Source organism: Nocardioides caeni (assembly GCF_004912195.1).
GTDB lineage: Bacteria > Actinomycetota > Actinomycetes > Propionibacteriales > Nocardioidaceae > Nocardioides > Nocardioides caeni.
On sequence record NZ_STGW01000001.1, the window covers coordinates 1 to 24,251 of the forward strand.

Sequence of the window (24,251 nt, forward strand, 5' to 3'; positions counted from 1 at the left end):
CCCGAGGAGCGGGTCGCGCTGCTGCGGGAGTTCGGGGTCCGTGCCTTCCCCACGCATCCCTATGCGCACAAGCCCGGCGTGGCGGCGTACCTCAACGAGTGGTCGGCACAGTTCGCCGCGGACGTGCCGGAGGTGCTGCGCTCGGCCACGTTCTTCCCCGAGCCCGCGGCGGGGGAGTACGTCGCCGCGCTGGTCGAGGACGGCGTGCAGATGTTCAAGATCCACCTCCAGGTCGGCGAGTTCGTCGCCGACGACCCGGTGCTCGACCCCGTCTGGGGCGTGCTCGAGGACAGCGGGACACCCGTGACGGTGCATGCCGGCTCCGGGCCGGTCGGCAACGCCTTCACCGGCCCCGACTCCGTCGCCCGCCTCCTGCGCCGGCACCCGCGGCTGCGCCTGGTGGTCGCGCACATGGGTGCGCCCGAGTACGAGGACTTCCTCGTGCTCGCCGAGAGCCACGCCCACGTGCACCTCGACACCACGATGGTCTTCACCGACTTCTTCGACCGTGACGCCGCCTATCCAGCGGCCCTGCTCCCGCGGTTGCGGGACCTGCAGCCGAAGGTGCTGCTCGGCTCGGACTTCCCGACGATTCCCTACCCCTACCACCATCAGCTCGAGGGCCTGGCGCGGCTCGGCCTGGGGGACGACTGGCTGCGCGACGTGTGCTGGCACAACGCCGTGCGGCTGCTGGACGTGTCCTGACTTCAGGGGGTTCACAGTCGTCGGCCCCTGGTGTGGACTGAGCCTTCCGCGTCACCTCGCGGACTCGGAACACTCTCGGAGGATCTCCATGCGCACACGTCCCCTCGCCCTGGTCGGAGCCGCCATCGCGGCGATGACCGCGCTCTCCACCCTCGCCCCGGCCACCGCCAGCACCGGCGGGACCCCCGACGGCGAGCTCCACCCCAACGTTGCGATGATCGCGTTCTACGACGGCACCGGCCGCTATCGCTGCTCCGCGACCCTGGTCAGCCCGACCGTCCTGCTGACCGCCGCCCACTGCACCTCGGGGACCGTCGGCAGCACGCTCGTCACCTTCGACAGCGTCGTCGCCGAGGCGCCGCCGTCGCCGCTCCCGGTCGCCGCTGACGAGGAGGCCGGCTACACCCCCGAGGAGCTGGCCGACGCCGGCTTCCTGTCGGGCATCGCCCACACCCACCCGGGCTACAGCGACTTCACCGACCTCGACAACTGGAACGACGTGGGCGTCATCGTCCTCGACGAGCCCGTGACCGACATCGAGCCCGCCACCATCGCGGGCCTCGGCACCGTGGACGCCATCAAGTTCCCTCGCCGCACCCTCTTCACCGCGGTGGGCTATGGCACCGAGGTGCGTCAGGCCGACACAGGGTCGAGGAAGCCGACCCCGATGAGCTACCCGCTGATCCGGCGCTACGTCGACATGCCCGGGCAGAAGATCACGCCGCAGGTCATCCAGACCAACGGCAACGAGAAGGATCCCTTCGGCACCGGCGGCACCTGCTTCGGCGACTCCGGCGGACCCCTGTTCCTCGGCGACGTCATCGTCGGGGTCACGTCCTACGGCTACACGTCCAACTGTCGCTACCTCGGTGGCTATCAGCGCGTCGAGATCCCCGTCGTCGCCGACTGGCTGGCGGGCTTCGGCCTCTGAGGTCCGCTCCTCGCCGACGCACGGGCCCGACCGGAATACTGGTTGGGCCCGTGTCGTTGGTGGACGGTAGAGTGACAACCACAACTCAAGAGGGGCTGATCGGTTTCGACTTGGGACGTTTGTCCCAGGGGAAGCGGGTCGAGAAGCCAGCGTCATCTCGTAAACGATCGCTGGAAACCAATAACTGCCAACGCTAAGCGCAGTTCCTTCGCTCTCGCCGCCTGAGCGGTGATCGAAGCGTCTGACCGGGCATCCGTCTCCGTCCCGGACCCAGGCGTCATCCAGGAGACTTGCTGATCATCTGCCGTCAGGGTGGTTGATCGGGACTCAAACCTGACTGAGTCCGTCGGTGACGTGTTCGTGCGAGCACCGGGACTGAGAAAACGACATCACGAACTGCACCCGGAGAAGACCTGGCTCGACGCTCGAGGACCGGGGTTCGATTCCCCGCAGCTCCACGTTTTGGATGGCGCGAGCGCGTCGCCCTGTCGGCGTCGGCCGCACGGGCGCTCGCTTCGCTCGGCCCGCGGACCGTCGCCGACGCGGCTTCGCCGCGGTGCGCCGCGCTGCCGCGCACTACTAGAACGAGTTCTATTTCGTGGCTAGGGTGGCGGCGTGGTCGATGGCGCCTGCACCCCCGCGTTCCAGCCCCTGCGCGACCTGCTCGCCGACAACCTCGCCTCGGGCGCGGACGTCGGCGCATCGGTGGCGGTGATCCACGACGGCGAGCTCGTCGCCGACCTGTGGGGAGGCGAGGCGCGACCGGGGGAGCCGTGGCGCGAGGACACGATCGTGCAGGTGTGGTCGGTGACCAAGACGATGGCCGGCCTCACGGTGCTCGTCCTCGCCGACCGGGGGCTGATCGACCTCGATGCACCGGTCGCGCGCTACTGGCCGGAATTCGCCGCGGCCGGCAAGGACGGTGTGCTGGTCCGCCACCTGCTCGGCCACACCAGCGGCCTGCCCGGCTGGGGACGGCCGGTGTCGGTCGAGGACCTCCTCGACCTCGAGCTGACCGAGCAGTGGCTCGCCGAGGAGGCACCCTGGTACGAGCCGGGGTCCGCTCCGGCCTACCAGATCATCAACCACGGCCACCTGCTCGACGGGCTGGTCCGCGGTGCCGTCGGCCGACCGCTCGCCGACGTGTTCCGCGACGAGGTCGCCGGCCCCCTCGGCGCCGACTTCCTGCTCGGGGTGCCCGACGCTGAGCATCCGCGTTGTGCCGACCTGCTCCCACCGCCGGCATCGCAGGTCGACTACGCCGCCCTGCCGCCGGACCACTTCCTGCTGCGGACGATCGCCAACCCGTTCCTGACCATGCCGGTGTGCAACTCCCCGGAGTGGCGCCGGGGTGCGGTCGGCGCCGCCGGCGGTCACGGCAACGCGCGCGGCATCGCCCGCGCACAGGCGGTCGTCTCCCACGGCGGCGAGCTCGACGGGGTGCGGCTCCTCGGTCCGGACACGATCGACCGCATCCTCGAGGTCCAGGCGCAGGGACCCGACGGCGTGCTGATGCTGCCGGTGACCTTCGGCATCGGCTACGGACTCCCGACCCCGTCGGCGCCCGCGGTGCCGGACCGTCGTACGTGCTGGTGGACGGGCTACGGCGGCTCGATCGTGGTCAACGACCTCGACACCCGCACCACCGTGGCCTACGCGCCCAACCAGCTCGCCGAGCACATGCTGTCCTCGCCCCGCACCGACGCCTACGTCCGGACCGCCTTCGAGTGCCTGGAGGCGCTGTGAACGACACCGCCACCACTGCGCCCCACGTCTGCATCATCGGCGCCGGATGCTCCGGCATCACCACGGCGAAGCGGCTCAAGGAGTTCGGCATCTCCTACGACCAGTTCGAGATGAGCGACGACGTCGGCGGCAACTGGTACTTCCAGAACCCCAACGGCCGCTCCGCCGTCTACGAGTCGCTGCACATCGACACCTCGACACAACGCCTGCAGTTCGAGGAGTTCCCGGCGCCGGCGGACTACCCGGACTTCCCGCACCACACGCTGATCCACGACTACTTCCGGTCGTACGTCGACCACTTCGGCCTGCGTGACGCCATCACGTTCGGCACGGAGGTGACGAGGGCGGCCCGCAACGGCGACGGCGGCTGGGACGTGACGCTGTCGACGGGGGACACCCGCGGCTACACCGACCTGGTCGTCGCCAACGGACACCACTGGTCGCCGCGGATGCCGGACTATCCCGGCCAGTTCGACGGGGTGCTGATGCACAGCCACGCCTACGTCAACCCGTTCGAGCCCGTCGAGATCCGCGGCAAGCGCGTCATCGTGGTCGGGATGGGCAACTCGGCCATGGACATCGCCTCCGAGCTCTCCAACCGCTGGATGGCGGAAAAGCTCTACGTGTCCGCGCGCCGCGGGGTGTGGGTGCTGCCCAAGTACCGCAACGGCGTCGCGGCCGACAAGGTCATGGCGCCTCCCGACATCCCCAAGGACGTGGCGCTCGCCGCGTCGCGCCAGCTCATTCGCGAGCTGGTGGGCTCGATGAGCGGCTACGGCCTGCCCGAGCCGGACCACGAGCCGCTCTCGGCCCATCCCTCCGTGTCGGCCGACTTCCTCACCCGCGCGGGCTCCGGCGACATCCACATGCTCGCGGCCATCGATCGTCTGGACGGCTCGACCGTGCACCTGGTCGACGGCTCGTCGGTCGAGGCGGACGTGATCATCTGCGCCACCGGCTACGACATGCGGTTCCCGTTCTTCGACGACACCGAGGCCGACCTCCACCCCGACGCCGAGCACCGCTACCCGCTCTTCAAGCGGATGATCAAGCCCGGCGTCGACCATCTCTACTACCTCGGGCTCGCGCAGTCCTCGCCCACCATCGTCAACCTCGCCGAGCAGCAGTCGAAGCTGCTCGCCCGGCTCCTGACGGGTGACTACGAGCTCCCGTCGGTGGAGGAGCAGGTGCGGATCATGGGGGCCGACGAGGCCGCGCACCTCGAGCAGTACTACGCCACGCCCCGCCACACGATCCAGATCGACTTCGGTCGCTATTGCCTCGACCTGCAGGCGGAGATCGCGGCCGGCGAGGAGCGCGCCCGCGCCTGAGCCGGACCGCGGCAGGTCAGGGCGCGCGGCCCACGACGCGTACGGCGCTCCACGGGCTCGGGCCGGAGGCGTTGACGGCGCGAACCGTGCACGCCGTACGACCTGGCTGGCGCAGGCGCAGGTGGGTGGCCTGTGCGCCGATGCGGCGCAAGCGGATCCCGGACGCCCCGTCGCAGCGCACGACGTAGGCGCGGGTGCGGGCCCGGGTTGACCAGCGCATCGTCACGAACCGGCCGTGCCGGGTCAGGCGCAGGGCCGGTCGCGCGGGCGGCTCGGCGCGGAAGGTGTTGCCCGGCAGGATGGGCTGGTCGATGTCGACCTGCAGGCCCAGCGCGGCGAGCGACGAGGCCACCATGCCGGCGATCTTCTCCTCGCCCTGCTGCGTCGGGTGGACGTTGTCATGGACGTCGCCACGACCATAGGGCTCGGCCATCTCGGCCAGCACGATGCGTGAGCGCGCGGTGGTCCGGGCGGCCGCCCAGTCGTCCAGCAGGGCATTGAAGGTGGCGCCGTTGCGATGCGCCGCGAACGCCCACGGCAGCCGCGCGATGACGAAGTCGACGTCGGGGTTGGCGCTCCGCGCCCCGCGCAGCCACCGGTCGTAGCAGCGCAGCAGCTCCCGCGCCCACGTCCCGCGGCGCAGGTCGTTGATACCCCACGCGGACACGATGATGTCGGGCCGGTAGGTCCGGACGAGGTCGTCGATCCGGCGTCCGCCCGGAAGCCGGGTCGGGTGGCACAGCTCCGCGTCCGACACGGCCGCGTGGTCGTAGTCGAAGTCGGGGTCGGCGTAGCGGCGGGGATCCTGGGCAGCGGAGGTCATCGCCTGCGCGGGCCCGGTCTTGTGGCCCACGAAGTCGACCGCCTCCGACTGACCGCCGACCTCGAAGCGCTTCCAGAGGAAGTAGCGCCAAGAGTAGCCGCCCGACTCGCTGCCGACCGGCCGGCCCTGGGTGATCGAGTCGCCGGTGATGAGGATGCGGGTGGCCTCCGGCTCGTGCGGCTGGTGGTCGGCACGGGCGGGAGAGGGCGCCGTGCCCAGCACGACGAGGGACGCCACGAGGCTGGCAGCCAGCATGCCGAGCGCCATCGCCGCGCGCGGACGCCGGGAGAGTCCGGAGGGTCGCATGGGATGCTGATCGGTCAGTCGGCCGGTGGGGTGAGCGGTCGACCCATCCGCCCGACCCCGCGTCGACGAAGGACCACCATGAAGCGACGATCCCTCCTGGCCCTCGGCGCGGGCGCCGTCGCGGCGGGTCTGGCCGGGTGCGCGGACCAGGACAGCCAGGACCAACCGGACGGCGAGGAGAGCGACGTGCGTGACGAGCCGGCGGGCGAGCGGATCGACTACGGCCCGGACCCCAGCCAGTACGGCGAGCTGCACCGACCGGCCGGAGCCACTCGCGGCGTCGTGGTGGTGGTGCACGGCGGCTACTGGTCCGCCTCCTACGGGCTCGAGCTCGGCACGCCGCTCGCGGAGGACCTCGCCCGGCGCGGCTGGCTCGCGTGGAATGTGGAGTACCGCCGGATCGGGGCGGGTCCCGGCGGCGGAGGTGGCGCTCGCGCCACCGTCGACGACGTGGCCGCTGCCGTCGCGGTCCTCCGCGAGCTCCCCGACTGGACCGACGGCTGGCCCGTCGTCGGTCTCGGCCACTCGGCGGGCGGGCACCTCATCACCTGCGTCGCGGGGCTCAGCGGCAACGGAGGGCTCACTGCCGTCGTGAGCCAGGCCGGTGTCCTGGACCTGCGCGCGGCCCACCGCGAGGGCCTGGGCGGTGGTGCGGTCGAGGCGTTCCTCGGTCACCCGCCCGGCCCCGACGACATCGCGCTCGATCCGGTGCAGCGGGTGCCGCTCGCGATCCCCGTGACCTGCGTGCACGGCACGGCGGACCGGGTGGTGCCGCTCACCCAGTCCACGTCGTACGTCGACACGGCCCGCGCTGCCGGGGCGGTGGCCGAGCTCGTGGAGGTGCCCGGCGACCACTTCGACGTCATCGACCCGACCACGCCGGCATGGGCGGAGATCGTCACGGTGCTGGCCACGGCCGGACGGTGAGCGACTGGGCCATCGTGCCGATGGGCCCCTGCTCGTCGTGCAGCACGGTGCTGGTCAGTCCCACGCCCGCCGGGCCGAAGGACACCGACGTGTCGAAGCCGAGCCATCCGGCCACGGGTGTGCGGAAGAGGTGCGCGGTCAGGTCGAGGTTGGGAAACATCACCCGCTGCGGGTCGGCACGGACCGCGAGTCCGTTGCCGATGTCGAAGAGCCCGGCGGCGGCCGCGAGCCGGGTCACCTCCTCGCCCTCCACGAGACCGTGGGCGGTGCGGACCCAGGTCCGTGCCCTCCCCGGGCCGCGGTCCTCGCGGCGGATCTCGACCGAGCCGATGAAGCCGCCGGGCCACAGCTCGCTCATCTGCCACGGCTCGAGGTCGTCGGGCCGCGGCATCGCCGGCAGCTCCGATCCGGCCAGGTCGCCGGTGTCGCGCGGCTGGCCGAGCCAGGCTCGGAGCAGGACCGCGGCACGTCCCCCGTGCGTGGCCGTGGCCTGCACGAGCTCGATCGTCCGGCCCGGGCGCAGCACCTCGACGGCGACGTGGACCTCCTCGAGCGGGAGGGTGCCGAGGATGTCGTAGGAGAGCCGCTGCACCACGAGCGCGTCGTCGCGGCGGCGGTCCCGGTCGCGCTCGATCTCGTGGGCCAGGAGGCCGAGCGTGGGGGCGATGTGCTGGTCCTCGAGGTCCCACGACCCCTCGACGTGCTCGGTCGGCATGAAGGTCTGCGCCCCGGTGCGCTTCCAATAGGCCATGCCCGCATCCTCCCCGCACCGCCGTCACGGGGCATGATCGACCCCATGGAGACCCCCGTCGCCGTGGCCGTCGCCGCTACCTTCCTCTGGCTGGGGATGGTGCTCGCCATCTCGTTCGTCGAGGCGCCCCTCAAGTTCCGGGCTCCCGGTGTCACCCTGCCGATCGGGCTCGGCATCGGCCGCCTCGTGTTCCGTGCGCTCAACGCCTGCGAGGCGGCCCTCGCCGTCGCGGTCGTCGTCGGCCTGGTGGTCGGAGAGCCCACGGGAGGCGCCCCGGTCGCGCTCGGCGTCGCCGTGGTGGTCCTGCTGCTCCAGCTGGTCGCGATCCGTCCCGCGCTGGGCCGTCGCTCCGACGCCGTGCTGGCCGGCACGACCGGCGACGCGACCGGACCGAGCTCCCACGCCCACCTCTGGTACGTCGCCGCGGAGGTCGTGAAGGTGCTCGCCCTCGCCGTCGGGGGAGTCCTGCTGTTCCAGGCATGAGCGATGGAATGACTCGGGGCCGGTGGGGCACCGGGGACGCGTGCGTTGCCCGTCTCGTTCCTCCCTGCCCGTCCTGACGCTCGTCCTCGCCGTGGCACTCGCGGTCCTGCCTGGCCTCGCCGGGACCGCGAGCGCGGCGGCGCCGGCGATCACGCTGGCCGCGCCGGCCGCCGCGGCGGGCGCGAGCACCAGCCTGACGGTGACGGTCGCCGACGAGGGCGCACCCGTGCCGGGTGCGTCCGTCGACGTCGAGCGCTGGGACGGCGCCGCGTGGCAGCCGGTCACCGGCAGCCCGGTCGTCGCGGGCGCCGACGGTCGCGCGGCCGTCGACCTGGTCGTCGACCGCGCTCCGGCGCGCAACAGGGTGCGGGCGTCGTACGACGGGGTCACGGGGGAGCACCAGCTCACGATCAGGCCCGTCGCCACGCGCACGACCATCACCGCGCGGAGCGCGATCGTCGACGGGCGGCGGATGTATCTCCGGATGGACTGGCGTACGACGGCAGGGGACCCGGTCCCCGCCGGCAAGGTCGTCCTGCAGCGTCGCCTCGACGGCCGGTGGCGCACGGTCGGCACCTTCACGACCAACGAGGCCGGCTGGGCGAGGGTCCTGCTGCGTCCCCGGGTCGACAGCCGCTTCCGGGCGATCGGCCACGGCAACGCGTGGGCGCAGCGCTCGATCAGTGCCACCCACCTCATCGACAACCGCCCGCCCGGCGTGCCGGTGCGGCTCCCGGCCGGCGCTCCGAGTCCGCGGGTGCGTCTGCCCGCCCAGGCCCGCGCGTCCACGGCGGGAGCCGACGCCGTCGTCACCGCGATCCCCGCGGGCGTCTGGAACTCGATGGTCGGCCGGTCGTGGCACCGCGGCTGCCCGGTCGGTCGCTCGGGCCTGCGCCTGCTGCGTATCAACTACTGGGACTACCACGGCTACCGGCGCCGCGGTGAGCTCGTCGCCGCGGCCGGCGTCGTCCACCAGATGGCGGGCGCCCTGGCCGAGATGTATGCGGCGCGCCTGCCGATCCGGTCGATGTACCGCGTCGACCGGTTCGGCTGGTCCGGTCGCCTGCAGGGCGCGGACGACTACCGGTCCATGGCCGCCGGCAACTCCTCGGCCTTCAACTGCCGCTGGGTGGTGGGACGCGGTGGCGTGCGCAGTCCGCACAGCTATGGCCGCTCCCTCGACATCAACACCTGGGAGAACCCCTACCGTTCCAGCCACGGCTGGGTGCCCAACGCGTGGTGGCCGTCGCGCTCCAACGCCCGTGTGGCCTGGCGCTCGAGCCGGCACCAGGTGGTGCGGATCATGGCGCGGCACGGCCTGCGCTGGACCTACGGCAACGGGGACAGCCAGCACTTCGACGCGGTCCCGCGCCACGGCCGGCTGCTCGTGGTGCCCGGCTGTGAGGGCGTGGTCTGCCACTGACGCGGCAAGGGCGCGCCACGGAGGCGCCAGTAGCCTCGGCCCCATGACCTCCGTCGCTGGGTGCGTCTTCTGCGCGATCGTCGCCGGGACCGAGCCGGCCGACGTCGTCCTCGACGAGCCGGACCTGATGGCGTTCCTGGACCGACGTCCGGTCTTCAAGGGCCACGTCCTGCTCGTCCCGCGCGAGCACGTCGTCACCCTGCCGGACCTGCCGGCGTCCCTGCGCGACGGATTCCTGGCGGCCGCCCAACGGCTGGCGACGGCCGTGGTCGACGGGCTCGGCGCCCAGGGCAGCTTCATCGCGATGAACAACATCGTCAGCCAGTCGGTGCCGCACCTGCACCTCCACGTGGTCCCGCGGACCAAGGGTGATGGCCTGCGTGGCTTCTTCTGGCCCCGTCGCAAGTACGGCGAGGGGGAGTCCGCGGACTACGCCACCCGTCTGCGCGCGGCGCTGGACGCGTAGGCTTCGGCGCGTTCGACACCCCTTGGAGAGGAAAATCAGATGGGTCGTTTCGACGGGCGAGTCGCCGTCATCACCGGTGCCGCACGAGGGATCGGGTTCGGCACCGCCACCCGCTTCGCCGAGGAGGGCGCGTCGGTCGCGATCGTCGACCTCGACGAGTCGGCCGCGGCCGAGGCCGCGGCGAAGCTGCCGCTCGTCGACGGCGCCAAGGCCGTCGGCATCGGCGCCAACGTCTCCGACGGAGCGTCGGTCGACGCCGCGATCGAGCGGGTCGTCGCCGAGCTCGGTGGGATCCACATCCTCGTCAACAACGCCGGCATCACGCGGGACAACCTGCTCTTCAAGATGACCGAGGACGACTGGGACCTCGTCATGGGCGTGCACCTCAAGGGCGCCTTCCTGATGACGAAGGCCGCCCAGAAGCACTTCGTCGAGCAGAAGTACGGCAAGGTCGTCAACATCTCCTCGACGTCCGCGCTCGGCAACCGCGGCCAGGCCAACTACTCGGCCGCCAAGATGGGCGTCCAGGGCCTCACCCGCACGCTCGGCATCGAGCTCGGTCCCTTCGGCATCAACGTCAACGCGGTCGCGCCCGGCTTCATCGCCACGGAGATGACCGACGCCACGGCGGCGCGGCTCAAGATGGACGTCGACGAGTTCCGTCGCCTCAACGCGGAGGCGGTCCCGGTCCGTCGTACGGGTGTGCCGGGGGACATCGCCGCTGCCGTCACCTTCCTGGCCGCCGACGAGTCGTCCTACGTCACCGGCCAGACGCTGTACGTCGACGGCGGCGCCTCGCTCGGCGTCTGAGCACCCCACACTGCAAGGCGACGCCTGTCGCCGCCCCGGAGCCGCTCCCGCGACACGCGGGGGCGGCTCCGACGTCTGGGGGGCCGGTGGGCCAGACTTGCCCTGTGCGTCTGAACACTCTCCGCTCTGCCCTGCCCGCCTCGCTCGTCGCGCTGACCCTGGTCCTCGCCGGCTGTGGCAGCGACGAGACGGAGCCGGCCACCGACGGCGCGGACAATTCCTCGGCCCCGGAGCCGGACGAGCCCGCCACGTGGCCGCTGACCGGTCTCGAGGCGAAGTCCGGCGACTCGGTCGAGCAGGACCACCCGGTGATCGTGACCAAGATCGACAACTCGAGCTCGAGCGCCCCGCAGATCGGGATCGGCTCGGCCGACCTCGTCGTCGAGGAGCTCGTCGAGGGCGGCACCACCCGCCTGGCGGTCTTCCACTACTCGAAGCTGCCCAAGGACATCGGTCCGGTCCGTTCGATGCGCGCCTCCGACATCGGCATCGTGTCGCCCGCCGATGCGGTCATCGCGACCAGCGGCGCCGCCGGGGTGACGATCGACCGGATCAACAAGGCCGGCATCACCTTCTTCGGTGAGGGTGGGCCCGGCTTCTACCGCAACAGCGGCCGCAGCGCGCCCTACAACCTCTTCACCAACCTCCAGGAGCTCGCCAAGGCGACGGAGGACGGCAAGGACGCGCGTCCCGCCGACTACCTGCCGTGGGGCACCGCCGCCGACCTCCCGGAGGGCGTCGTCGCCAACACCCTGTCGGCGGACTTCGGCAGCCACGTCACGAACTGGACGTTCGAGGGCGGCCACTACGTCAACAAGAACTCCAACGCCGCCGAGGGCGACCGCTTCCAGCCCGACACTGTGCTGGTGCTGCGGGTCGAGGTCGTCGACGCGGGCTACACGGACCCGGCGGGCAACTTCGTCCCCGAGTCCAAGTTCACCGGTGGCGGCACGGCGCAGGTGTTCCACGCCGGACGCGTCATCGAGGCGGAGTGGTCGAAGAAGGACCTCGGCGCCCCGCTCGTGCTGTCCACCGCCGACGGGGAGCTCACGGTCCCCGCGGGCAAGGTGTGGATCGAGCTGGTCCCGGTCGACTCCGCCGGCGGCTCGGTGGCCTTCGGCAAGTAGCCGGAGACCAGCCGGAGAGCCGGCGTCGTCAGGCCTCGTCGCCCGGCGCCGCGGCGCCGGTGATGACGGTCTCCAGGTCGGTGCCCTGGTCGACCAGGGCCTGGATGCCGGCCAGCAGGAAGCCGACGGCGCTCTCGACCCGCTGCGCCGCGGCCTCCGGGTCCACGGCGGTCGCGACGGACTCGCCGGCGGCCGACATGGCTCCGAAGAAGATCCGCGCGAAGGTCTGGAGCATGTCCTCGTCGAGGTCCCACGCGCCGGCCTCGAGCGTGGCCCGGACGATCTCCACCACGTTGGCGAACGTCGAGCGCTCCTCCTGCTCGCGATAGCGCTCGTAGCCGCGCACGGCCGGACCGTCCTGGATCACGATGCGCCGGTAGGTGCCCTCACGGACGACGGCGAGGAACGAGCGCAGGCCCAGCGAGGCCTTGCGCCACGGGTCCTTCTCGCTGCGCAGCGCCTTCTGGATCCGCTTCGCCGACTCGATCTCGACCCGCTCGAAGACTGCCTCGAAGAGCGCCTGCTTGCCCGAGAAGTGGTGATAGAGCGCGCCCTTGGTCACCCGTGCGCCGCTGACGATGGCGTCGAGCGAGGTGCCGGCGTAGCCGTGGTCGGCGAAGAGTCCCTCCGCCACGTCGATGAGGGCGCGCTTCGTCGAGGCGGAGTACGACGCCCGTCGGGTCGCGCCGGGAACGCCCGGGACCTTGGGTACGAGTTTCGACACCGATGCCTTCGCCACCCTCCAAGGCTAGAGGAGGCCGACGCTGCGACGTGACACCGGTCACGGCCCGGGGTGGGCGGGATCACGGTGTCGATGCGTTGGGCATACCGATGGTCTGGGCCATACTCGAAGTACGTACCAGCGGTATGTCGGATACCCCCCGTACTTTCCCGAGTCCGGCAGCCGCCGCAACGAAAATAGGAGCTGACCATGACCTGGAAGGCCTTTCACAACCGCGGTGAGATCCTCCGCGCTGTCATCGCCACCTCGGCCGTCCGACGCGACGGTCGACTGCCCATGGACCTCACCGGCGTCTCGGAGACCTTCGACGACGAGCTGGACCTGCTGGCCGCCCTCACCTTGAAGTGGCACACCCGGCTCTCCGGCCACATCGAGCGGATGCTGGCCCACCAGCCGATGGACCTCGACGAGGCCGTCGCGATCGCGTGGAGCAACACCGCCCACGAGCTGCCGGGTGTCCGGTTGATCATCGACCACTACCGCGACCACCCCGCCGACGAGTCGATGGCGATCGCGATGGCGGCAGCGACGTTCAAGGAGCGCCACCTGCTCGCCGTCATGGCCGGACGCTCGGGCCTCGGGGTCGAGGCCGCCGAGCGTGCGGGCATCGAGGTCGAGGAGCGGGCCCGTGCCCTGCACCGCGGCATGCCCGCGATGACGCCCGAGGCGGTCTATGAGGAGCCCGAGCCCGCCGAGCACCGCTCCCTGATCGACCGCCTCCGTGCGGTCATGGCCGCCTGACCACCTCCCTCCCGGTCAGCGGCCGCCTCGACGCCCCGGCGTCCGGCGCAGACGTCCTCCCACGTCGCGCCGGCCCGGGGCGTTCGGCGTCTCATTCCTATGTGATGGTCGCGGCATGATGGGCCCATGACGCCCGACGCGCAGTCCGGACGAGCCGTCGACCTGGCGGCCGGCCGGCTGCTGCTCGCCACGCCCGGCCTGCTCGACCCGAACTTCGTGGACACGGTCGTGCTGCTCCTCGACGTCACCGACGACGGGGCGCTCGGCGTCGTGCTCAACCGGCCGACGGCGCTCCCGGTCGCCGAGGTGCTGGGGGAGTGGGGTGACGTGGTGGAGGAGCCCGAGGTCCTCTTCCAGGGTGGTCCGGTGGCCACCGACGGCGCGCTCGCCGTCGCCCTCGCCGCGCCCGGCGGGGAGGACGCCGCCGGCTTCCGCGCGGTCTGGGGCCGGCTGGGCCTGCTCGACCTCGACACCCCGCGCGAGCTCGTCATCGGCACCGTCGACCGCCTGCGGATCTTCGCGGGCTATGCCGGCTGGGGAGCCGGGCAGCTGGAGGCGGAGGTCGCCGAGGGCAGCTGGTACGTCGTGCCGGGACTCGTCGACGACGTCTTCGGGGACCGGACCCGCGACCTGCGGCGCGACGTCCTGCGTCGTCAGCCCGGCGACCTGGCCTTCCATGCGACGCGTCCAGTGGACCCCGGGCTGAACTGAGAACCGCGGCGCATTTGAGACTTTCTTGACCCATGTGAGACATTGAAGTCTCACATCAGGTCGTGCGTGGAGGTCAGCCATGTCCAGCAGGGATGCCGTGCTCGCGGCCGCGCCGCGAGTGCTCGCCACCCAGCCGACCGCGTCGATGGCGGAGATCGCAGCCGCCGCCGGTGTCGGCCGCGCGACGCTCCACCGGCACTTCGCGAGCCGGGAGGACCTGCTCCGCGAGATCGGTCAGCGCTCGCTCGACCAGTGGGCCGCGAGCATGGACGAGGCGCGGGTGCTCGAGGCCGCCGAGAGCGGCGACGCCACGGTCATCCGGGCCTGCCTCGTCGATCTCCTCACCCGCTACGTCGCCGACGCACAGGCGTTCGGCATCGCCCTCACGGACCCGACCGTGCTCAACGACCCCGAGCTGCGGGAGGGAGCGGAGCGGTGCTTCGTGGACGAGTTGCGCCTGCACGGCGCCGCCCAGGCGACGGGCGTGCTCCGGCCCGACGTACCCCCGCGGTGGCTGGGGCACGTCCTCTACGGGCTCCTCGTCGCCGTCCGTGACGCTCTCGTCGAGGGCGACATCGCGCCTCGTGACGCGGCCGGTCTCGTGGTCACGGCCTTCCTCGAGGGGAGTGGCGCCCGATGACCGCCCTCGACTCGGGGCCGGCCCGGACCGCGGACCGCCGCCGCTGGGCGGGTCTCGCCGTCCTCGCCGCGAGCCTGCTGGTCGTCGTGATGGACATGACGATCCTCAACGTCGCGCTGCCCGAGCTGACGGCCGACCTGGGCGCCGGGGCGCTCGCGCAGCTCTGGATCGTCGACGCCTACGCGCTCGTGCTCGCCGGGCTCCTCGTCCCGCTCGCCGCCCTCGCCGACCGCTGGGGTCGGCGACGGATGCTGCTGCTCGGATTCACCATCTTCGGGGCCGCGTCCCTGGCCGCACTGGTGGTCGACTCGGCGACCCAGGTCATCATCCTGCGCGCGCTCCTCGGCGTCGGCGGGGCGATGATCATGCCCGCCACGCTCTCGCTGATCCGCGCGCTCTTCCCCGACGCCCGCGAGCGTGCCTTCGCCCTGGGGCTCTGGGCGGCGATGGCCGCGGTGGGCGGCGCGGTCGGCCCCATCGTCGGTGGCGCCCTCCTGCAGGCGTTCAGCTGGCACGCGGCGTTCCTCGTCAACGTCCCGCTGATGGTCGCTGCGGTCGTCGCTGGCCGGGCCTTCCTGCCCGAGAGCAGGTCCGAGCGGCCGGGGCGCGTCGACGCGACCGGCGTGCTCCTCTCCGTCAGCGGCATGGTCGCCGCCGTCTACGGCGTCAAGCACCTGGGCAAGAGCGGGATCGACGCGGAGGGCGTGCTCGTGCTCGCCTTCGGCATCCTGCTGGTGACGGCCTTCGTCCGCCGCTGCCTGCGGCAGGACGAGCCGATGCTGGCGGTGCGACTCTTCGGCGACCCCGTCTTCCGGGCTGGCGTCCTCACGGCGCTGGTCAGCAGCACTGTGATGATCGCGCTGCTCTTCGTCGGGTCCCAGTGGCTGCAGCTCGTCGAGGGCTGGAGTCCGCTGCTGACCGGCGTCGCCCTGCTGCCCATGGCGGTCGGCGGTCTGGTCGGACCGCCGGTGGCTCCCGCCGTCGCGGGCCGGTTCGGCGCACGCAACGTCATCGTCGCGGGCCTGGGCATCCTCGCGGCGGGGCTGCTGCTCCTCGGCCTGCTTCCGCACCCGCTGCCCTATCCGGGGATCGCCGTCGCCCTGCTCCTCGTCGGCTTCGGTACGGCGGCCCTGGGCCTGGCCTCGGCACTGATCATGGGCGCCGCGCCGGTCGACCAGGCCGGCTCGGCCGCCGCCATCGAGGAGATGTCCTACGAGGTCGGCGGCGTCCTCGGCATCGCCGTGCTCGGCAGCCTCGTCGGACTCGTCTATCGCGCCGGCCTGCCGGCCGATGCGCCCGATCGCGCCGTCGAGTCCCTCTCGGGGGCACTCGGCACTGCCGTCGAGCCGGCGGCACTCGCGGCCTACGCCGACTCCTTCGCGGCGGTCGGCCTCGCCGGCGCGCTGATCACGCTCCTGGTGACGCTGGTCGTCTGGCGCCAGCTGCCGGCCGACGTGGACGTGTCCGGCGGGCACTGACGGGTGCCGGGGAGTGCGACCTGTCGGTCCGGCGGCCAGTAGACTGCTCCGGTGACCACGATCGGCTTCTCGACAGAAACGGATGTCCGCGAGGACCGCCGTACCGTCCCGACCGACGAGGGCGACCACGAGCGCTTCTCCCACTACGTGGAGAAGGACAAGCTCACCGAGGCCATGGTCATGGGCACCCCCGTGGTGGCCCTGTGCGGGAAGGTCTGGGTGCCGAGCCGGGCGCCGGAGAAGTTCCCGGTCTGCCCCGACTGCAAGGAGATCTGGGAGGGCCTCTCGGACGACAAGCCGGGCGGCAAGGGCCCGGAGGGTTCCGGTCCCGACGCATGACCTCGCTCGGTCCGGCGTGGCCGGAGCGGGCAGCCTGGGGCACGGCGCCGTCGCTGCGTGCCTGGCAGTCGGCCGCGCTCCAGGACTACCTCGCCCGCAACCCGCGTGACTTCCTCGCCGTGGCGACGCCCGGCGCCGGCAAGACGACCTTCGCCCTGACGGTCGCGGCGGAGCTGCTCGGCCGGCGCGTCGTCGACCGGCTCGTGATCGTCGCGCCCACCGAGCACCTGAAGGCCCAGTGGGCAGAGGCCGCGGCCCGCGCCGGGATCCCGATCGATCCCACCTACTCCGCCGGCAGCGGCAAGATCGCGAGCGACTTCGTCGGTGTCGCGGTCACCTACGCCGGGGTCGGCGTCAACCCGCTCGCGATGCGGATCCGCACGGAGCGCTTCAAGACGCTGGTGATCCTCGACGAGATCCACCACGCCGGCGACTCGAAGAGCTGGGGCGAGGGCGTCCGCGAGGCCTTCGAGCCGGCGGCGCGGCGCCTGGCGCTGACTGGCACGCCCTTCCGCTCCGACATCAACCCGATCCCGTTCGTCACCTACGCGCCCGGCGAGGGCGGCTTCCCGACGTCGGTCGCCGACTACGCCTACGGCTACGCCGACGCGTTGGCCGACCACGTCGTGCGCCCGGTCCTCTTCCTCGCCTACTCGGGCCAGATGAGCTGGCGCACCCGGGCCGGCGACGAGGTCGCGGCCTCGCTGGGCGAGCCGCTCACCAAGGACATGACCTCGCAGGCGCTGCGCACGGCGCTCGACCCGCAGGGGTCCTGGATGCCGTCGGTGCTCGCGGCCGCCGACAAGCGCCTGTCGGAGGTCCGTCGACACGTGCCCGACGCGGGCGGGCTCGTCATCGCTTCCGACCAGGAGTCCGCACGGGCCTACGCCAAGCTGCTCAAGCAGATCTCGGGGGAGTCGGTCACCGTCGTCCTCTCCGACGAGAAGGCGTCGTCGAAGAAGATCTCGCAGTTCAGCGCGGGCGACAGTCGCTGGATGGTCGCAGTCCGGATGGTGTCCGAGGGCGTCGACGTACCCCGGCTCACCGTGGGGGTGTGGGCGACCACCACCTCCACCCCGCTCTTCTTCGCCCAGGCGGTCGGCCGCTTCGTGCGGGCCCGCAAGCGTGGCGAGATCGCCTCGGTGTTCCTGCCGTCGGTGCCCAACCTGCTGTCCTTCGCGGCGGAGCTGGAGGCCCAGCGCGACCACGTCCTCAAGCGCAAGGTGCACGACGAGGGCGACATCTTCGCCGCCGAGGACGACCTGCTGGCCCAGGCCAACCAGGGTGACGCCGCCTCCGACGAGCTGGAGGCGCTGCCCTTCGAGGCGCTCGGGTCGGAGGCCCGCTTCGACCACGCGCTCTATGACGGCGCCCAGTTCGGCCACGAGGGCGAGGTGCACGTCGGGTCGGAGGAGGAGATGGACTTCCTCGGCATCCCGGGCCTCCTCGAGCCCGACCAGGTCCGCTCGCTGCTGCAGCAGCGGCAGTCCGACCGGGCCGACCGGCGTCGGACGCGCACGGGCGACGGGAGCGACGGCGGCGGGCCACGTCCGGGCGACAGCCTCGCCGACGTGACCACCCACGAGCACCTCGCGGTGCTGCGCCGCGAGCTCAACGGCCTGGTCGCGTCGTGGAACCACCGCACCGGGCAGGCCCACGGCATCACCCACGCGGCGCTGCGCAAGGAGTGCGGTGGTCCGGCCGCGGCCGTGGCCAACGCGGAGCAGCTGCGCAAGCGGATCGACCGGATTCGCGAGTGGTCGGTGCGCAAGACATCCTGACCCCGGTCGCTCAGGTAAGCCTTAGTTAAGTTAGGGTGCCCTGCGTGACGACAGGGACTCTGGCTGGACGCGACCTCGTGCTGGCCTACCAGCGGGAGACCGTCGTCCACGGCGTCTCCGTGGAGCTGCGAGCTGGCGCCGTGACCGCGCTCATCGGCCCCAACGGCAGCGGCAAGTCGACGGTGCTGCGCTCCTTGGCCCGCCTCCACCCGATCAGCGGAGGCGGGGTGGAGCTCGACGCCGCCGACGCCGCCCCGCTGAGCGCCAAGGAGTTCGCCCGCCGCGTCACACTGCTGTCGCAGTCGCGCCCGCACCCGTCCGGTCTCGAGGTCCACGACGTGGTCGCCTTCGGGCGTCACCCCCACCGCGGCCGGTTCTCCGGACTGGGGGAGGCCGACCTGGCCGCCATCGCCCACGCGATGGACGTCACCGGCATCACCGACATGGCCCACCGCCCCGTCGACCAGCTCTCCGGCGGCGAGCTGCAGCGCGTGTGGCTCGCGACCTGCCTGGCCCAGGACACCGGCGTCCTGCTGCTCGACGAGCCGACCAACCACCTCGATCTGCGCTACCAGGTCGAGACCCTCGACCTGGTCCGCGACCTCGCCGACGAGCACGGGACGGCGCTCGGCGTCGTGCTCCACGACCTCAACCACGCCGCCACCGTGGCCGACCAGGTCGTCCTGCTGCACCACGGCCGGGTCCGTGCGGCCGGCACCCCCATCGACGTACTGACCGAGGAGCACCTCTCCGACGTCTACGGCCTGCCCGTGCGCTCCATCGTCGACCCCGCCACCGGGGCCGTGCGGGTGGAGGCACAGGGCAGGCACCACCAGCGGCGCCGCTGAGCGCCCACCACCCGAGTGAGGAACTGATGAAGACACGTTCGATCGCTGCTGCCCTGACGGCACCACTGGCGCTCTTCCTGGTCGCCTGCGGCACCACCGACACCACCGCCGAGGAGAAGGCGCCCGAGGCCGTCGACTCCGTCGACTGCAGCGCCGACGAGACCGCCACGTCCACCGGACCGGTCAGCCTGACCGACAGCTATGGCCGCACGGTGGAGCTGGACAAGCCCGCGGAGCGGATCGCCGTCCTGGAGTGGCAGCAGATCGAGGACGCGCTCACGCTGTGCGTCACGCCGGTCGCCGCGGCCGACGTCGAGGGCTTCGGCACCTGGGACAGCGCGGAGACCCTGCCCGAGGGCGTCACCGACGTGGGCACGCGCGGCGAGCCCAACCTCGAGACCCTCTTCGGCACCAACCCCGACCTGGTCATCGTCGAGGCCTACACGGCCGAGGACGAGATCATCAAGCAGCTCGAGCAGTACGACGTCCCGGTGCTCGCGACCAAGGGTGCCGACGCGGCCGACCCGGTCGCCAACATGCTGGCGACCTTCGAGCTGATCGCCGAGGCGACCGGCCGCGAGGAGCGTGCCGAAGTCGTCGTCGACGAGTTCAACGCCTCCCTCGAGGCCGCCAAGGCCGAGATCGAGGACGCCGACGTGGCGACCACCGACTTCGTCTACTTCGACGGCTGGATCCAGGGCGGCAACGTCTCGATCCGGCCCTTCGGCCAGGGGTCGCTGATGGGCGAGCTCGGCGAGGCCCTGGGCCTCACCAACGCCTGGACCGGCGATGTCGACCCGGCCTACGGCCTGGGCGGCACCGACATCGAGGGCATGACCGAGCTCGGTGACGCGACCTTCTTCTACACCGGCACCACCGACCCGGCCGGCGACGTGAACGCCGCCCTGGCCGAGAACGCCGCGTGGCAGGAGATCCCCGCCGTCGCCGAGGACCGGGCGCACGCCTTCCCCGAGGGCATCTGGACCTTCGGCGGCCCGCGCTCTGCCCAGCAGGTCATCGACGCCTACGTCGACCTGCTGACCAAGTGATCGTCCGCGCATGACGACCGAGCAGCAGCAGCGTCCCGCGATCGCCGAGACCGCACCGCTCCAGCGGTGGGGCGCGTCCGCCGCGCTCGGGGCTACCGGGACACTGCTGCTGCTCGCCGCCGGACTGCTGGCCGTGTCGGTGTGGCACCTCACCCAGGGCACGTCCTCGGTCGGCGCCGGCGACATCCTGCGCTGGCTCGTCGGTGACCGCTCCGACGCAGGCCCGGGTGCCGACGCCGGCGACGTCCTGCGCGGCTCCCGGCTCCCGCGTCTCGCGGCCGGCATCGCGGTCGGCTTCGCCCTCGGCGTGGCCGGGGCGATCTTCCAGTCGCTGGCGCGCAACGCCCTGGCCTCGCCGGACACCCTCGCGGTGACGGGCGGCGCCTACCTGGCCGTGACCGTGGTCGCGGCCTTCGGGCTGTCCGTGCCGCTGTGGGCCTCGGGCTTCACCGCCTTCGTCGGCGGCATCCTCGCCGCCACCCTGGTCCTCGGCCTCGCCGGCGGCGCCGGGACGGCGACCACGCGGCTCGTCCTCGCCGGCTCCGCGGTCGCCCTCGCCCTGCAGGCCGCGACGTCGACCCTGCTCATCCTCTTCGAGGAGGAGACCACCAGCCTGTTCGCCTGGGGGAGCGGCTCGCTGAGCCAGCTGGGCCTCGATGCCTTCCAGCAGGCGGCGCCGGTCGTCGTACTCGCCACGCTGGCCGCGCTCGCGCTGTCGCGCCGGATGGACCTCCTCGGCCTGGGCGACGACAGCGCTGCCGTGCTGGGGGTCCCGGTGCGCTCGACCCGTGCGATCGGCACGATCCTCGCCGTGCTCCTGACCGCAGCTGCAGTCACGCTCGCCGGACCGATCGGCTTCGTCGGCCTCTTCGCGCCGGTCATCGTGCGCCTGTGTGGCCGCTTCGTGCCCGCGCTGCAGCGCCATGTCGTGCTGATCCCGGCGGCCGGCCTCACCGGCGCGATCGTGGTGATCCTGGCCGACGCGCTCCTGCGCGCCTTCCTCGGCGCGGACGAGGCCATCACCGTCCCGACCGGCATCACCACGACCATCGCGGGCGCGATCGTGATGATCGTCCTGGCCCGCCGTGGACGGGACTCGGGCCCGGCCCGCCAGCCCGCCGCCGCGCGGGTCGGGGTGGGCAGCGTCCGGCGCTTCGTGATGGTCCTGTGCGTGACCGGGGCGGCGGCCGCTGGCGTGGCGCTGCTGGGCTTCCTCGGCGGCGACACCTGGTTCCGGCTCGGCGACATCTCGCTGTGGGCGCGCGGGGAGGCGGCCCCCCTCATCAACTTCGCGCTCGACGAGCGCGGTCCCCGGGTGGGGGCCGCGATCCTCGGCGGCGCCGCGCTCGCCCTCTCCGGCGCGATGGTCCAGGCGACCTGCCGCAACCCGCTGGCCGAGCCGGGCATCCTCGGCATCACCGGCGGAGCCGGCGTCGGGGCCGTGGTCGTCGTCACCGGTGCGGGAGTCACCGGCGCGGCCGACAACACCTCGATCCTCGTCGCCGCGACCATCGGCGCGATGGTGGCCTTCGCGCTGGTCTACGGGCTGTCGTGGCGCGGCGGGCTCAACGCCGACCGCCTCCTGCTGATCGGCATCGCGACCTGGTACGGGTCGGCAGCGATCTCGACCTTCCTGCTGGTGCGCTCCAACCCGTGGGACACCCCGCGGCTCTACACCTGGCTCTCCGGCAGCACCTACGGCCGCACGTGGGACCAGGTGCTGCCGGTGGCGGTGGCCCTCCTGGTCGCCCTGCCGCTGGCCTGGCTCGTCCGTCGCGAGCTCGACCTGCTCGCGCTCGACGAGGACACGCCGCGCCTGGTGGGCGTGCGCCTCGAGCGGGTCCGGCTGCTCGTCCTGGTCGCCGCTGCGCTCCTCGCGGCGATGAGCGTCGCCGCGGTCGGCGTGGTCGGCTTCGTCGGCCTGGTCGCCCCGCACATGGCCCGAGCCCTCGTCGGTGGGCGGGCGGCCCGGTCGGTGCCGGTGGCCGTCCTCATCGGCGCGGTCCTGCTCGGTCTGGCCGACCTGCTCGGCCGCACGGTGATCGCGCCGGCCCAGGTCCCGGCCGGCCTGGTCGTGGCGCTGATCGGTGCGCCGTACTTCGTCTACCTGCTGGCCCGCTCGCGCGCCTGAGCGTCCACGAAGGGCCGGGCCCCCGGGCCGGGACGACCGTCGACCTCGCGCGGGTCGTCGAGCTGATGGCCCTGCGCGCACCGGACCTCCACGTGCAGCTGCTCGCCGCAGCCGCGGTGGACGAACTCGCGGGCAGGGCCCTCGGGGTCGGCCAGGTGCCGGTCGCCCCACGCGGTGACGGCGAGCAGGATCGGCTGCAGCTCCAGGCCGCGGGCGGTGAGGCGGTACTCGGAGCGGGTGCGCGCGCCGTCGGCGCGATAGGGGACCTTCTGCAGGATCCCGACCTCGACCAGCGACGAGAGCCGGTTGGTGAGGACCTGCCGGGGGATGCCGGCGTGCCGTCGGATGTCGTCGAAGCGCCGTACGCCGAGGAACACCTCGCGGAGCACGACCACCGTCCAGCGCTCGCCCAGGATGGCCATCGTCCGGCCGAGCGAGCAGTTGTCGACCGACCACTCGAGAGCGGTCGGGGCAGTCGTCGTGGATGCGGTCGGGGTGGGCACGGACCCATCCTAGTGCGACCTGAGTCTCGTTGACAGACTCAGAGGAGGACTGCTTCCATGGCGAGGTGACCGAGACCATCGACCCGACCGCCGCACCGCTCGACCCGATGACCCTGGACGGGTTCGGGCAGCTGCACGCCATCCTCGACGGCCGCATCCCGGCGGCACCGATCGCCGACACGCTGGGCTTCGTCGGCTTCGAGGTGCCCGAGCGCGGGACCGCGATCTTCGAGCTCGACCCCGAGCTGCGCCACTACAACCCGATCGGCAGCGTCCACGGCGGCGTCTTCGCCACCCTGCTCGACTCTGCCTGCGGCTGCGCCGTGCACTCCACCCTCGGCGTGGGGGAGGGCTACACCTCGCTCGACCTCACCGTGAAGTTCCTCAAGGCCGTCACCGTGGACTCCGGCCGCCTGCGGGCCGTCGGCACGGTGCTGCAGCGAGGGCGGCGCACCGCGCTGGCCGAGGCGAAGCTCTACGACGGCCACGGCAAGCTCGTCGCCTACGCCAGCTCGAGCTGCATGATCTTCAGCTGAGCCTGCGTCCTGTCGGCGCCGGGGGTGGAGACTGGGTGCATGCCGACCTACGTCGCCTTCCTCAGGGCCATCAACCTCGGCCCGACCCGCAAGTTCCCCAAGGCCGACATCGTCACCGCCACCGAGGCTGCCGGTGGCACCGACGTGCTCACCCACATCAACACCGGCAACGTCCGGCTCACCACGCCGCTGCGCGCGCGAGCGAAGGTCGAGGCGGCGCTCGAGACCGCCTATGCCGCGCACATCGGCTTCGAGGTCCCGGCGATCGTGTTCACGACGGCCGAGCTGCGCGCGATCGCCGACGACGCCCGAGAGCTGACGGCCGCGCGGCCCGACCGGGAGCGGCACTACGTCTATCTGCTCAAGGACGCGCCCGCCGCGGACGTCGCCGCCGACGCCGAGGCCCACAACGACGACCTCAACGCCGTGTTCCTGCGCGGCCGCGCCGCGCACGTCCTGATGGGTCCCGGCTACCAGGCCGGCAATGTCGATCCCTTCAAGGTTGAGAGGAGACTGGGGGTCGCGACCAACCGCAACTTCAACGTGGTCACGACGCTGGCCGACAAGTGGTGCTCGTGAGCGGGCCGGGCCGCTGTGACACGATGGAGCCGTGACGACCGCGAGCCCGGAGAAGGTCGACCCGGGAGTCCAGCAGGACCTCACCCCGGACTCGATCACCCTCGCCGACACCCCCTGGGTGACGGTGGTGTGGAACGACCCCGTCAACCTGATGTCCTATGTCACGTTCGTCTTCCAGAAGCACTTCGGCTACGGCAAGAAGAAGGCCGAGAAGCTGATGATGGAGGTCCACGAGGACGGCCGCTCAGTGGTCAGCAGCGGGTCGCGCGAGGAGATGGAGCGCGACGTCCAGGCCATGCACGAATACGGGCTGTGGGCCACCCTGTCCAAGGCCGAGTGACGGA

Annotated in this window: 26 protein-coding genes and 1 other RNA gene; 23 read left to right on the plus strand and 4 right to left on the minus strand. The window is 72.1% G+C overall.

The genetic code is table 11. The annotated features are described in order from the left end of the window. The 5 genes from E9934_RS00005 to E9934_RS00025 all read left to right on the plus strand — a co-directional run. Positions 1-705: amidohydrolase family protein (locus tag E9934_RS00005; RefSeq protein ID WP_136560802.1), on the plus strand; the 705-nt coding region annotated here is incomplete at its 5' end. An 88-nt stretch (positions 706-793) separates the two neighbouring features. After that, on the plus strand, positions 794-1,636 hold the full coding sequence (locus E9934_RS00010) for a S1 family peptidase (protein WP_136560803.1): 843 nt from the start codon (positions 794-796) through the stop codon (positions 1,634-1,636). 91 nt (positions 1,637-1,727) lie between these two features. Further along, positions 1,728-2,097: a transfer-messenger RNA gene (ssrA, locus tag E9934_RS00015) on the plus strand. A gap of 154 nt (positions 2,098-2,251) precedes the next feature. Then, complete coding sequence (locus tag E9934_RS00020; protein WP_136560804.1) at positions 2,252-3,382, plus strand: serine hydrolase domain-containing protein; 1,131 nt, start codon at positions 2,252-2,254, stop codon at positions 3,380-3,382. After that, a complete protein-coding gene (locus E9934_RS00025) occupies positions 3,379-4,713 on the plus strand; it encodes a flavin-containing monooxygenase (protein ID WP_136560805.1) in 1,335 nt (444 codons plus the stop codon). Before E9934_RS00020 ends, E9934_RS00025 begins: the two co-directional genes overlap by 4 nt. Positions 4,714-4,729: 16 nt before the next feature. On the opposite strand, the gene E9934_RS00030 is transcribed toward E9934_RS00025, so the two are convergent. Then, a complete protein-coding gene (locus tag E9934_RS00030; protein WP_136560806.1) occupies positions 4,730-5,842 on the minus strand; it encodes a GDSL-type esterase/lipase family protein in 1,113 nt (370 codons plus the stop codon). 78 nt (positions 5,843-5,920) lie between these two features. Between E9934_RS00030 and E9934_RS00035 the strand changes: the two genes are divergently transcribed. Beyond that, on the plus strand, positions 5,921-6,769 hold the full coding sequence (locus tag E9934_RS00035) for an alpha/beta hydrolase family protein (RefSeq protein WP_136560807.1): 849 nt from the start codon (positions 5,921-5,923) through the stop codon (positions 6,767-6,769). On the opposite strand, the gene E9934_RS00040 is transcribed toward E9934_RS00035, so the two are convergent. Continuing rightward, the gene (locus E9934_RS00040; protein ID WP_136560808.1) at positions 6,741-7,520 is read right to left on the minus strand and encodes a thioesterase family protein; all 780 of its coding nucleotides are present in this window, start codon (positions 7,518-7,520) and stop codon (positions 6,741-6,743) included. The two genes, E9934_RS00035 and E9934_RS00040, sit on opposite strands and share 29 nt — an antisense overlap. 45 nt (positions 7,521-7,565) lie before the next feature. On the opposite strand from E9934_RS00040, the gene E9934_RS00045 reads away from it, so the two are divergent. From E9934_RS00045 to E9934_RS00065, 5 genes are all read left to right on the plus strand, one after another. After that, positions 7,566-8,003 (plus strand): hypothetical protein, encoded by a 438-nt coding sequence (locus tag E9934_RS00045; protein WP_136560809.1) that lies wholly within the window; start codon positions 7,566-7,568, stop codon positions 8,001-8,003. A gap of 91 nt (positions 8,004-8,094) precedes the next feature. Beyond that, positions 8,095-9,426, plus strand: a complete 1,332-nt coding sequence (locus E9934_RS00050; RefSeq protein ID WP_136560810.1) for a M15 family metallopeptidase — start codon at positions 8,095-8,097, stop codon at positions 9,424-9,426. A 43-nt stretch (positions 9,427-9,469) separates the two neighbouring features. Beyond that, on the plus strand, positions 9,470-9,892 hold the full coding sequence (locus E9934_RS00055) for an HIT family protein (RefSeq protein ID WP_136560811.1): 423 nt from the start codon (positions 9,470-9,472) through the stop codon (positions 9,890-9,892). A gap of 39 nt (positions 9,893-9,931) precedes the next feature. Continuing rightward, the gene (locus tag E9934_RS00060; RefSeq protein ID WP_136560812.1) at positions 9,932-10,702 is read left to right on the plus strand and encodes an SDR family NAD(P)-dependent oxidoreductase; all 771 of its coding nucleotides are present in this window, start codon (positions 9,932-9,934) and stop codon (positions 10,700-10,702) included. 104 nt (positions 10,703-10,806) lie between these two features. Beyond that, the gene (locus E9934_RS00065) at positions 10,807-11,829 is read left to right on the plus strand and encodes a DUF3048 domain-containing protein (RefSeq protein ID WP_158294871.1); all 1,023 of its coding nucleotides are present in this window, start codon (positions 10,807-10,809) and stop codon (positions 11,827-11,829) included. Positions 11,830-11,857: 28 nt separating this feature from the next. On the opposite strand, the gene E9934_RS00070 is transcribed toward E9934_RS00065, so the two are convergent. Continuing rightward, positions 11,858-12,568, minus strand: a complete 711-nt coding sequence (locus E9934_RS00070; RefSeq protein ID WP_136560814.1) for a TetR/AcrR family transcriptional regulator — start codon at positions 12,566-12,568, stop codon at positions 11,858-11,860. Positions 12,569-12,760: 192 nt separating this feature from the next. On the opposite strand from E9934_RS00070, the gene E9934_RS00075 reads away from it, so the two are divergent. From E9934_RS00075 to E9934_RS00115, 9 genes are all read left to right on the plus strand, one after another. After that, positions 12,761-13,312, plus strand: coding sequence for a hypothetical protein (locus E9934_RS00075; protein WP_136560815.1), 552 nt, complete (start codon positions 12,761-12,763; stop codon positions 13,310-13,312). 126 nt (positions 13,313-13,438) lie between these two features. Continuing rightward, entirely contained in the window at positions 13,439-14,023 is a 585-nt protein-coding gene (locus E9934_RS00080) for a YqgE/AlgH family protein (RefSeq protein ID WP_136560816.1), read from the plus strand. 79 nt (positions 14,024-14,102) lie between these two features. Further along, the gene (locus E9934_RS00085) at positions 14,103-14,663 is read left to right on the plus strand and encodes a TetR/AcrR family transcriptional regulator (RefSeq protein WP_136560817.1); all 561 of its coding nucleotides are present in this window, start codon (positions 14,103-14,105) and stop codon (positions 14,661-14,663) included. Further along, positions 14,660-16,141: an MFS transporter gene (locus E9934_RS00090; protein WP_136560818.1), complete on the plus strand. Its 1,482-nt coding sequence runs from the start codon at positions 14,660-14,662 to the stop codon at positions 16,139-16,141. The genes E9934_RS00085 and E9934_RS00090 overlap by 4 nt, the downstream gene beginning before the upstream one ends. 51 nt (positions 16,142-16,192) lie before the next feature. Next, positions 16,193-16,480 carry a DUF3039 domain-containing protein gene (locus tag E9934_RS00095; RefSeq protein ID WP_136560819.1) on the plus strand — a complete coding sequence of 96 codons (288 nt, stop codon included), beginning with the start codon at positions 16,193-16,195 and terminating at the stop codon, positions 16,478-16,480. Next, positions 16,477-18,261: a DEAD/DEAH box helicase gene (locus E9934_RS00100; RefSeq protein WP_136560820.1), complete on the plus strand. Its 1,785-nt coding sequence runs from the start codon at positions 16,477-16,479 to the stop codon at positions 18,259-18,261. The genes E9934_RS00095 and E9934_RS00100 overlap by 4 nt, the downstream gene beginning before the upstream one ends. A 44-nt stretch (positions 18,262-18,305) precedes the next feature. Continuing rightward, positions 18,306-19,109 (plus strand): ABC transporter ATP-binding protein, encoded by an 804-nt coding sequence (locus E9934_RS00105; RefSeq protein ID WP_136560821.1) that lies wholly within the window; start codon positions 18,306-18,308, stop codon positions 19,107-19,109. 26 nt (positions 19,110-19,135) lie between these two features. Further along, the gene (locus E9934_RS00110) at positions 19,136-20,158 is read left to right on the plus strand and encodes an iron-siderophore ABC transporter substrate-binding protein (RefSeq protein WP_136560822.1); all 1,023 of its coding nucleotides are present in this window, start codon (positions 19,136-19,138) and stop codon (positions 20,156-20,158) included. Positions 20,159-20,168: 10 nt separating this feature from the next. Further along, entirely contained in the window at positions 20,169-22,289 is a 2,121-nt protein-coding gene (locus E9934_RS00115) for an iron ABC transporter permease (protein ID WP_136560823.1), read from the plus strand. On the opposite strand, the gene E9934_RS00120 is transcribed toward E9934_RS00115, so the two are convergent. After that, positions 22,262-22,792 carry a winged helix-turn-helix transcriptional regulator gene (locus E9934_RS00120; RefSeq protein WP_238694659.1) on the minus strand — a complete coding sequence of 177 codons (531 nt, stop codon included), beginning with the start codon at positions 22,790-22,792 and terminating at the stop codon, positions 22,262-22,264. The genes E9934_RS00115 and E9934_RS00120 overlap by 28 nt on opposite strands. 65 nt (positions 22,793-22,857) lie before the next feature. Here E9934_RS00120 and E9934_RS00125 point away from each other — a divergent pair, with 65 nt between their 5' ends. The 3 genes from E9934_RS00125 to clpS are packed head-to-tail and all read left to right on the plus strand — an operon-like array spanning position 22,858 to position 24,247. Beyond that, positions 22,858-23,328, plus strand: coding sequence for a PaaI family thioesterase (locus E9934_RS00125; RefSeq protein ID WP_202977136.1), 471 nt, complete (start codon positions 22,858-22,860; stop codon positions 23,326-23,328). Positions 23,329-23,367: 39 nt separating this feature from the next. Beyond that, the gene (locus E9934_RS00130; protein ID WP_136560824.1) at positions 23,368-23,907 is read left to right on the plus strand and encodes a DUF1697 domain-containing protein; all 540 of its coding nucleotides are present in this window, start codon (positions 23,368-23,370) and stop codon (positions 23,905-23,907) included. Positions 23,908-23,938: 31 nt separating this feature from the next. After that, positions 23,939-24,247, plus strand: a complete 309-nt coding sequence (gene clpS, locus E9934_RS00135; protein WP_136560825.1) for an ATP-dependent Clp protease adapter ClpS — start codon at positions 23,939-23,941, stop codon at positions 24,245-24,247. The last annotated feature ends 4 nt before the right edge of the window (positions 24,248-24,251 follow it).

What these genes read in the sequence shown, in the direction of transcription:
- E9934_RS00035 (WP_136560807.1), top strand. Translation starts at nt 5,921, where the DNA reads ATGAAGCGACGATCCCTCCTGGCCCTCGGCGCGGGCGCCGTCGCGGCG.
- E9934_RS00030 (WP_136560806.1), bottom strand. Translation starts at nt 5,842, where the DNA reads ATGCGACCCTCCGGACTCTCCCGGCGTCCGCGCGCGGCGATGGCGCTC.
- E9934_RS00055 (WP_136560811.1), top strand. Translation starts at nt 9,470, where the DNA reads ATGACCTCCGTCGCTGGGTGCGTCTTCTGCGCGATCGTCGCCGGGACC.
- E9934_RS00010 (WP_136560803.1), top strand. Translation starts at nt 794, where the DNA reads ATGCGCACACGTCCCCTCGCCCTGGTCGGAGCCGCCATCGCGGCGATG.
- E9934_RS00040 (WP_136560808.1), bottom strand. Translation starts at nt 7,520, where the DNA reads ATGGCCTATTGGAAGCGCACCGGGGCGCAGACCTTCATGCCGACCGAG.
- E9934_RS00060 (WP_136560812.1), top strand. Translation starts at nt 9,932, where the DNA reads ATGGGTCGTTTCGACGGGCGAGTCGCCGTCATCACCGGTGCCGCACGA.
- E9934_RS00045 (WP_136560809.1), top strand. Translation starts at nt 7,566, where the DNA reads ATGGAGACCCCCGTCGCCGTGGCCGTCGCCGCTACCTTCCTCTGGCTG.
- E9934_RS00080 (WP_136560816.1), top strand. Translation starts at nt 13,439, where the DNA reads ATGACGCCCGACGCGCAGTCCGGACGAGCCGTCGACCTGGCGGCCGGC.
- E9934_RS00115 (WP_136560823.1), top strand. Translation starts at nt 20,169, where the DNA reads ATGACGACCGAGCAGCAGCAGCGTCCCGCGATCGCCGAGACCGCACCG.
- E9934_RS00085 (WP_136560817.1), top strand. Translation starts at nt 14,103, where the DNA reads ATGTCCAGCAGGGATGCCGTGCTCGCGGCCGCGCCGCGAGTGCTCGCC.
- E9934_RS00075 (WP_136560815.1), top strand. Translation starts at nt 12,761, where the DNA reads ATGACCTGGAAGGCCTTTCACAACCGCGGTGAGATCCTCCGCGCTGTC.
- E9934_RS00130 (WP_136560824.1), top strand. Translation starts at nt 23,368, where the DNA reads ATGCCGACCTACGTCGCCTTCCTCAGGGCCATCAACCTCGGCCCGACC.
- E9934_RS00100 (WP_136560820.1), top strand. Translation starts at nt 16,477, where the DNA reads ATGACCTCGCTCGGTCCGGCGTGGCCGGAGCGGGCAGCCTGGGGCACG.
- E9934_RS00090 (WP_136560818.1), top strand. Translation starts at nt 14,660, where the DNA reads ATGACCGCCCTCGACTCGGGGCCGGCCCGGACCGCGGACCGCCGCCGC.
- E9934_RS00110 (WP_136560822.1), top strand. Translation starts at nt 19,136, where the DNA reads ATGAAGACACGTTCGATCGCTGCTGCCCTGACGGCACCACTGGCGCTC.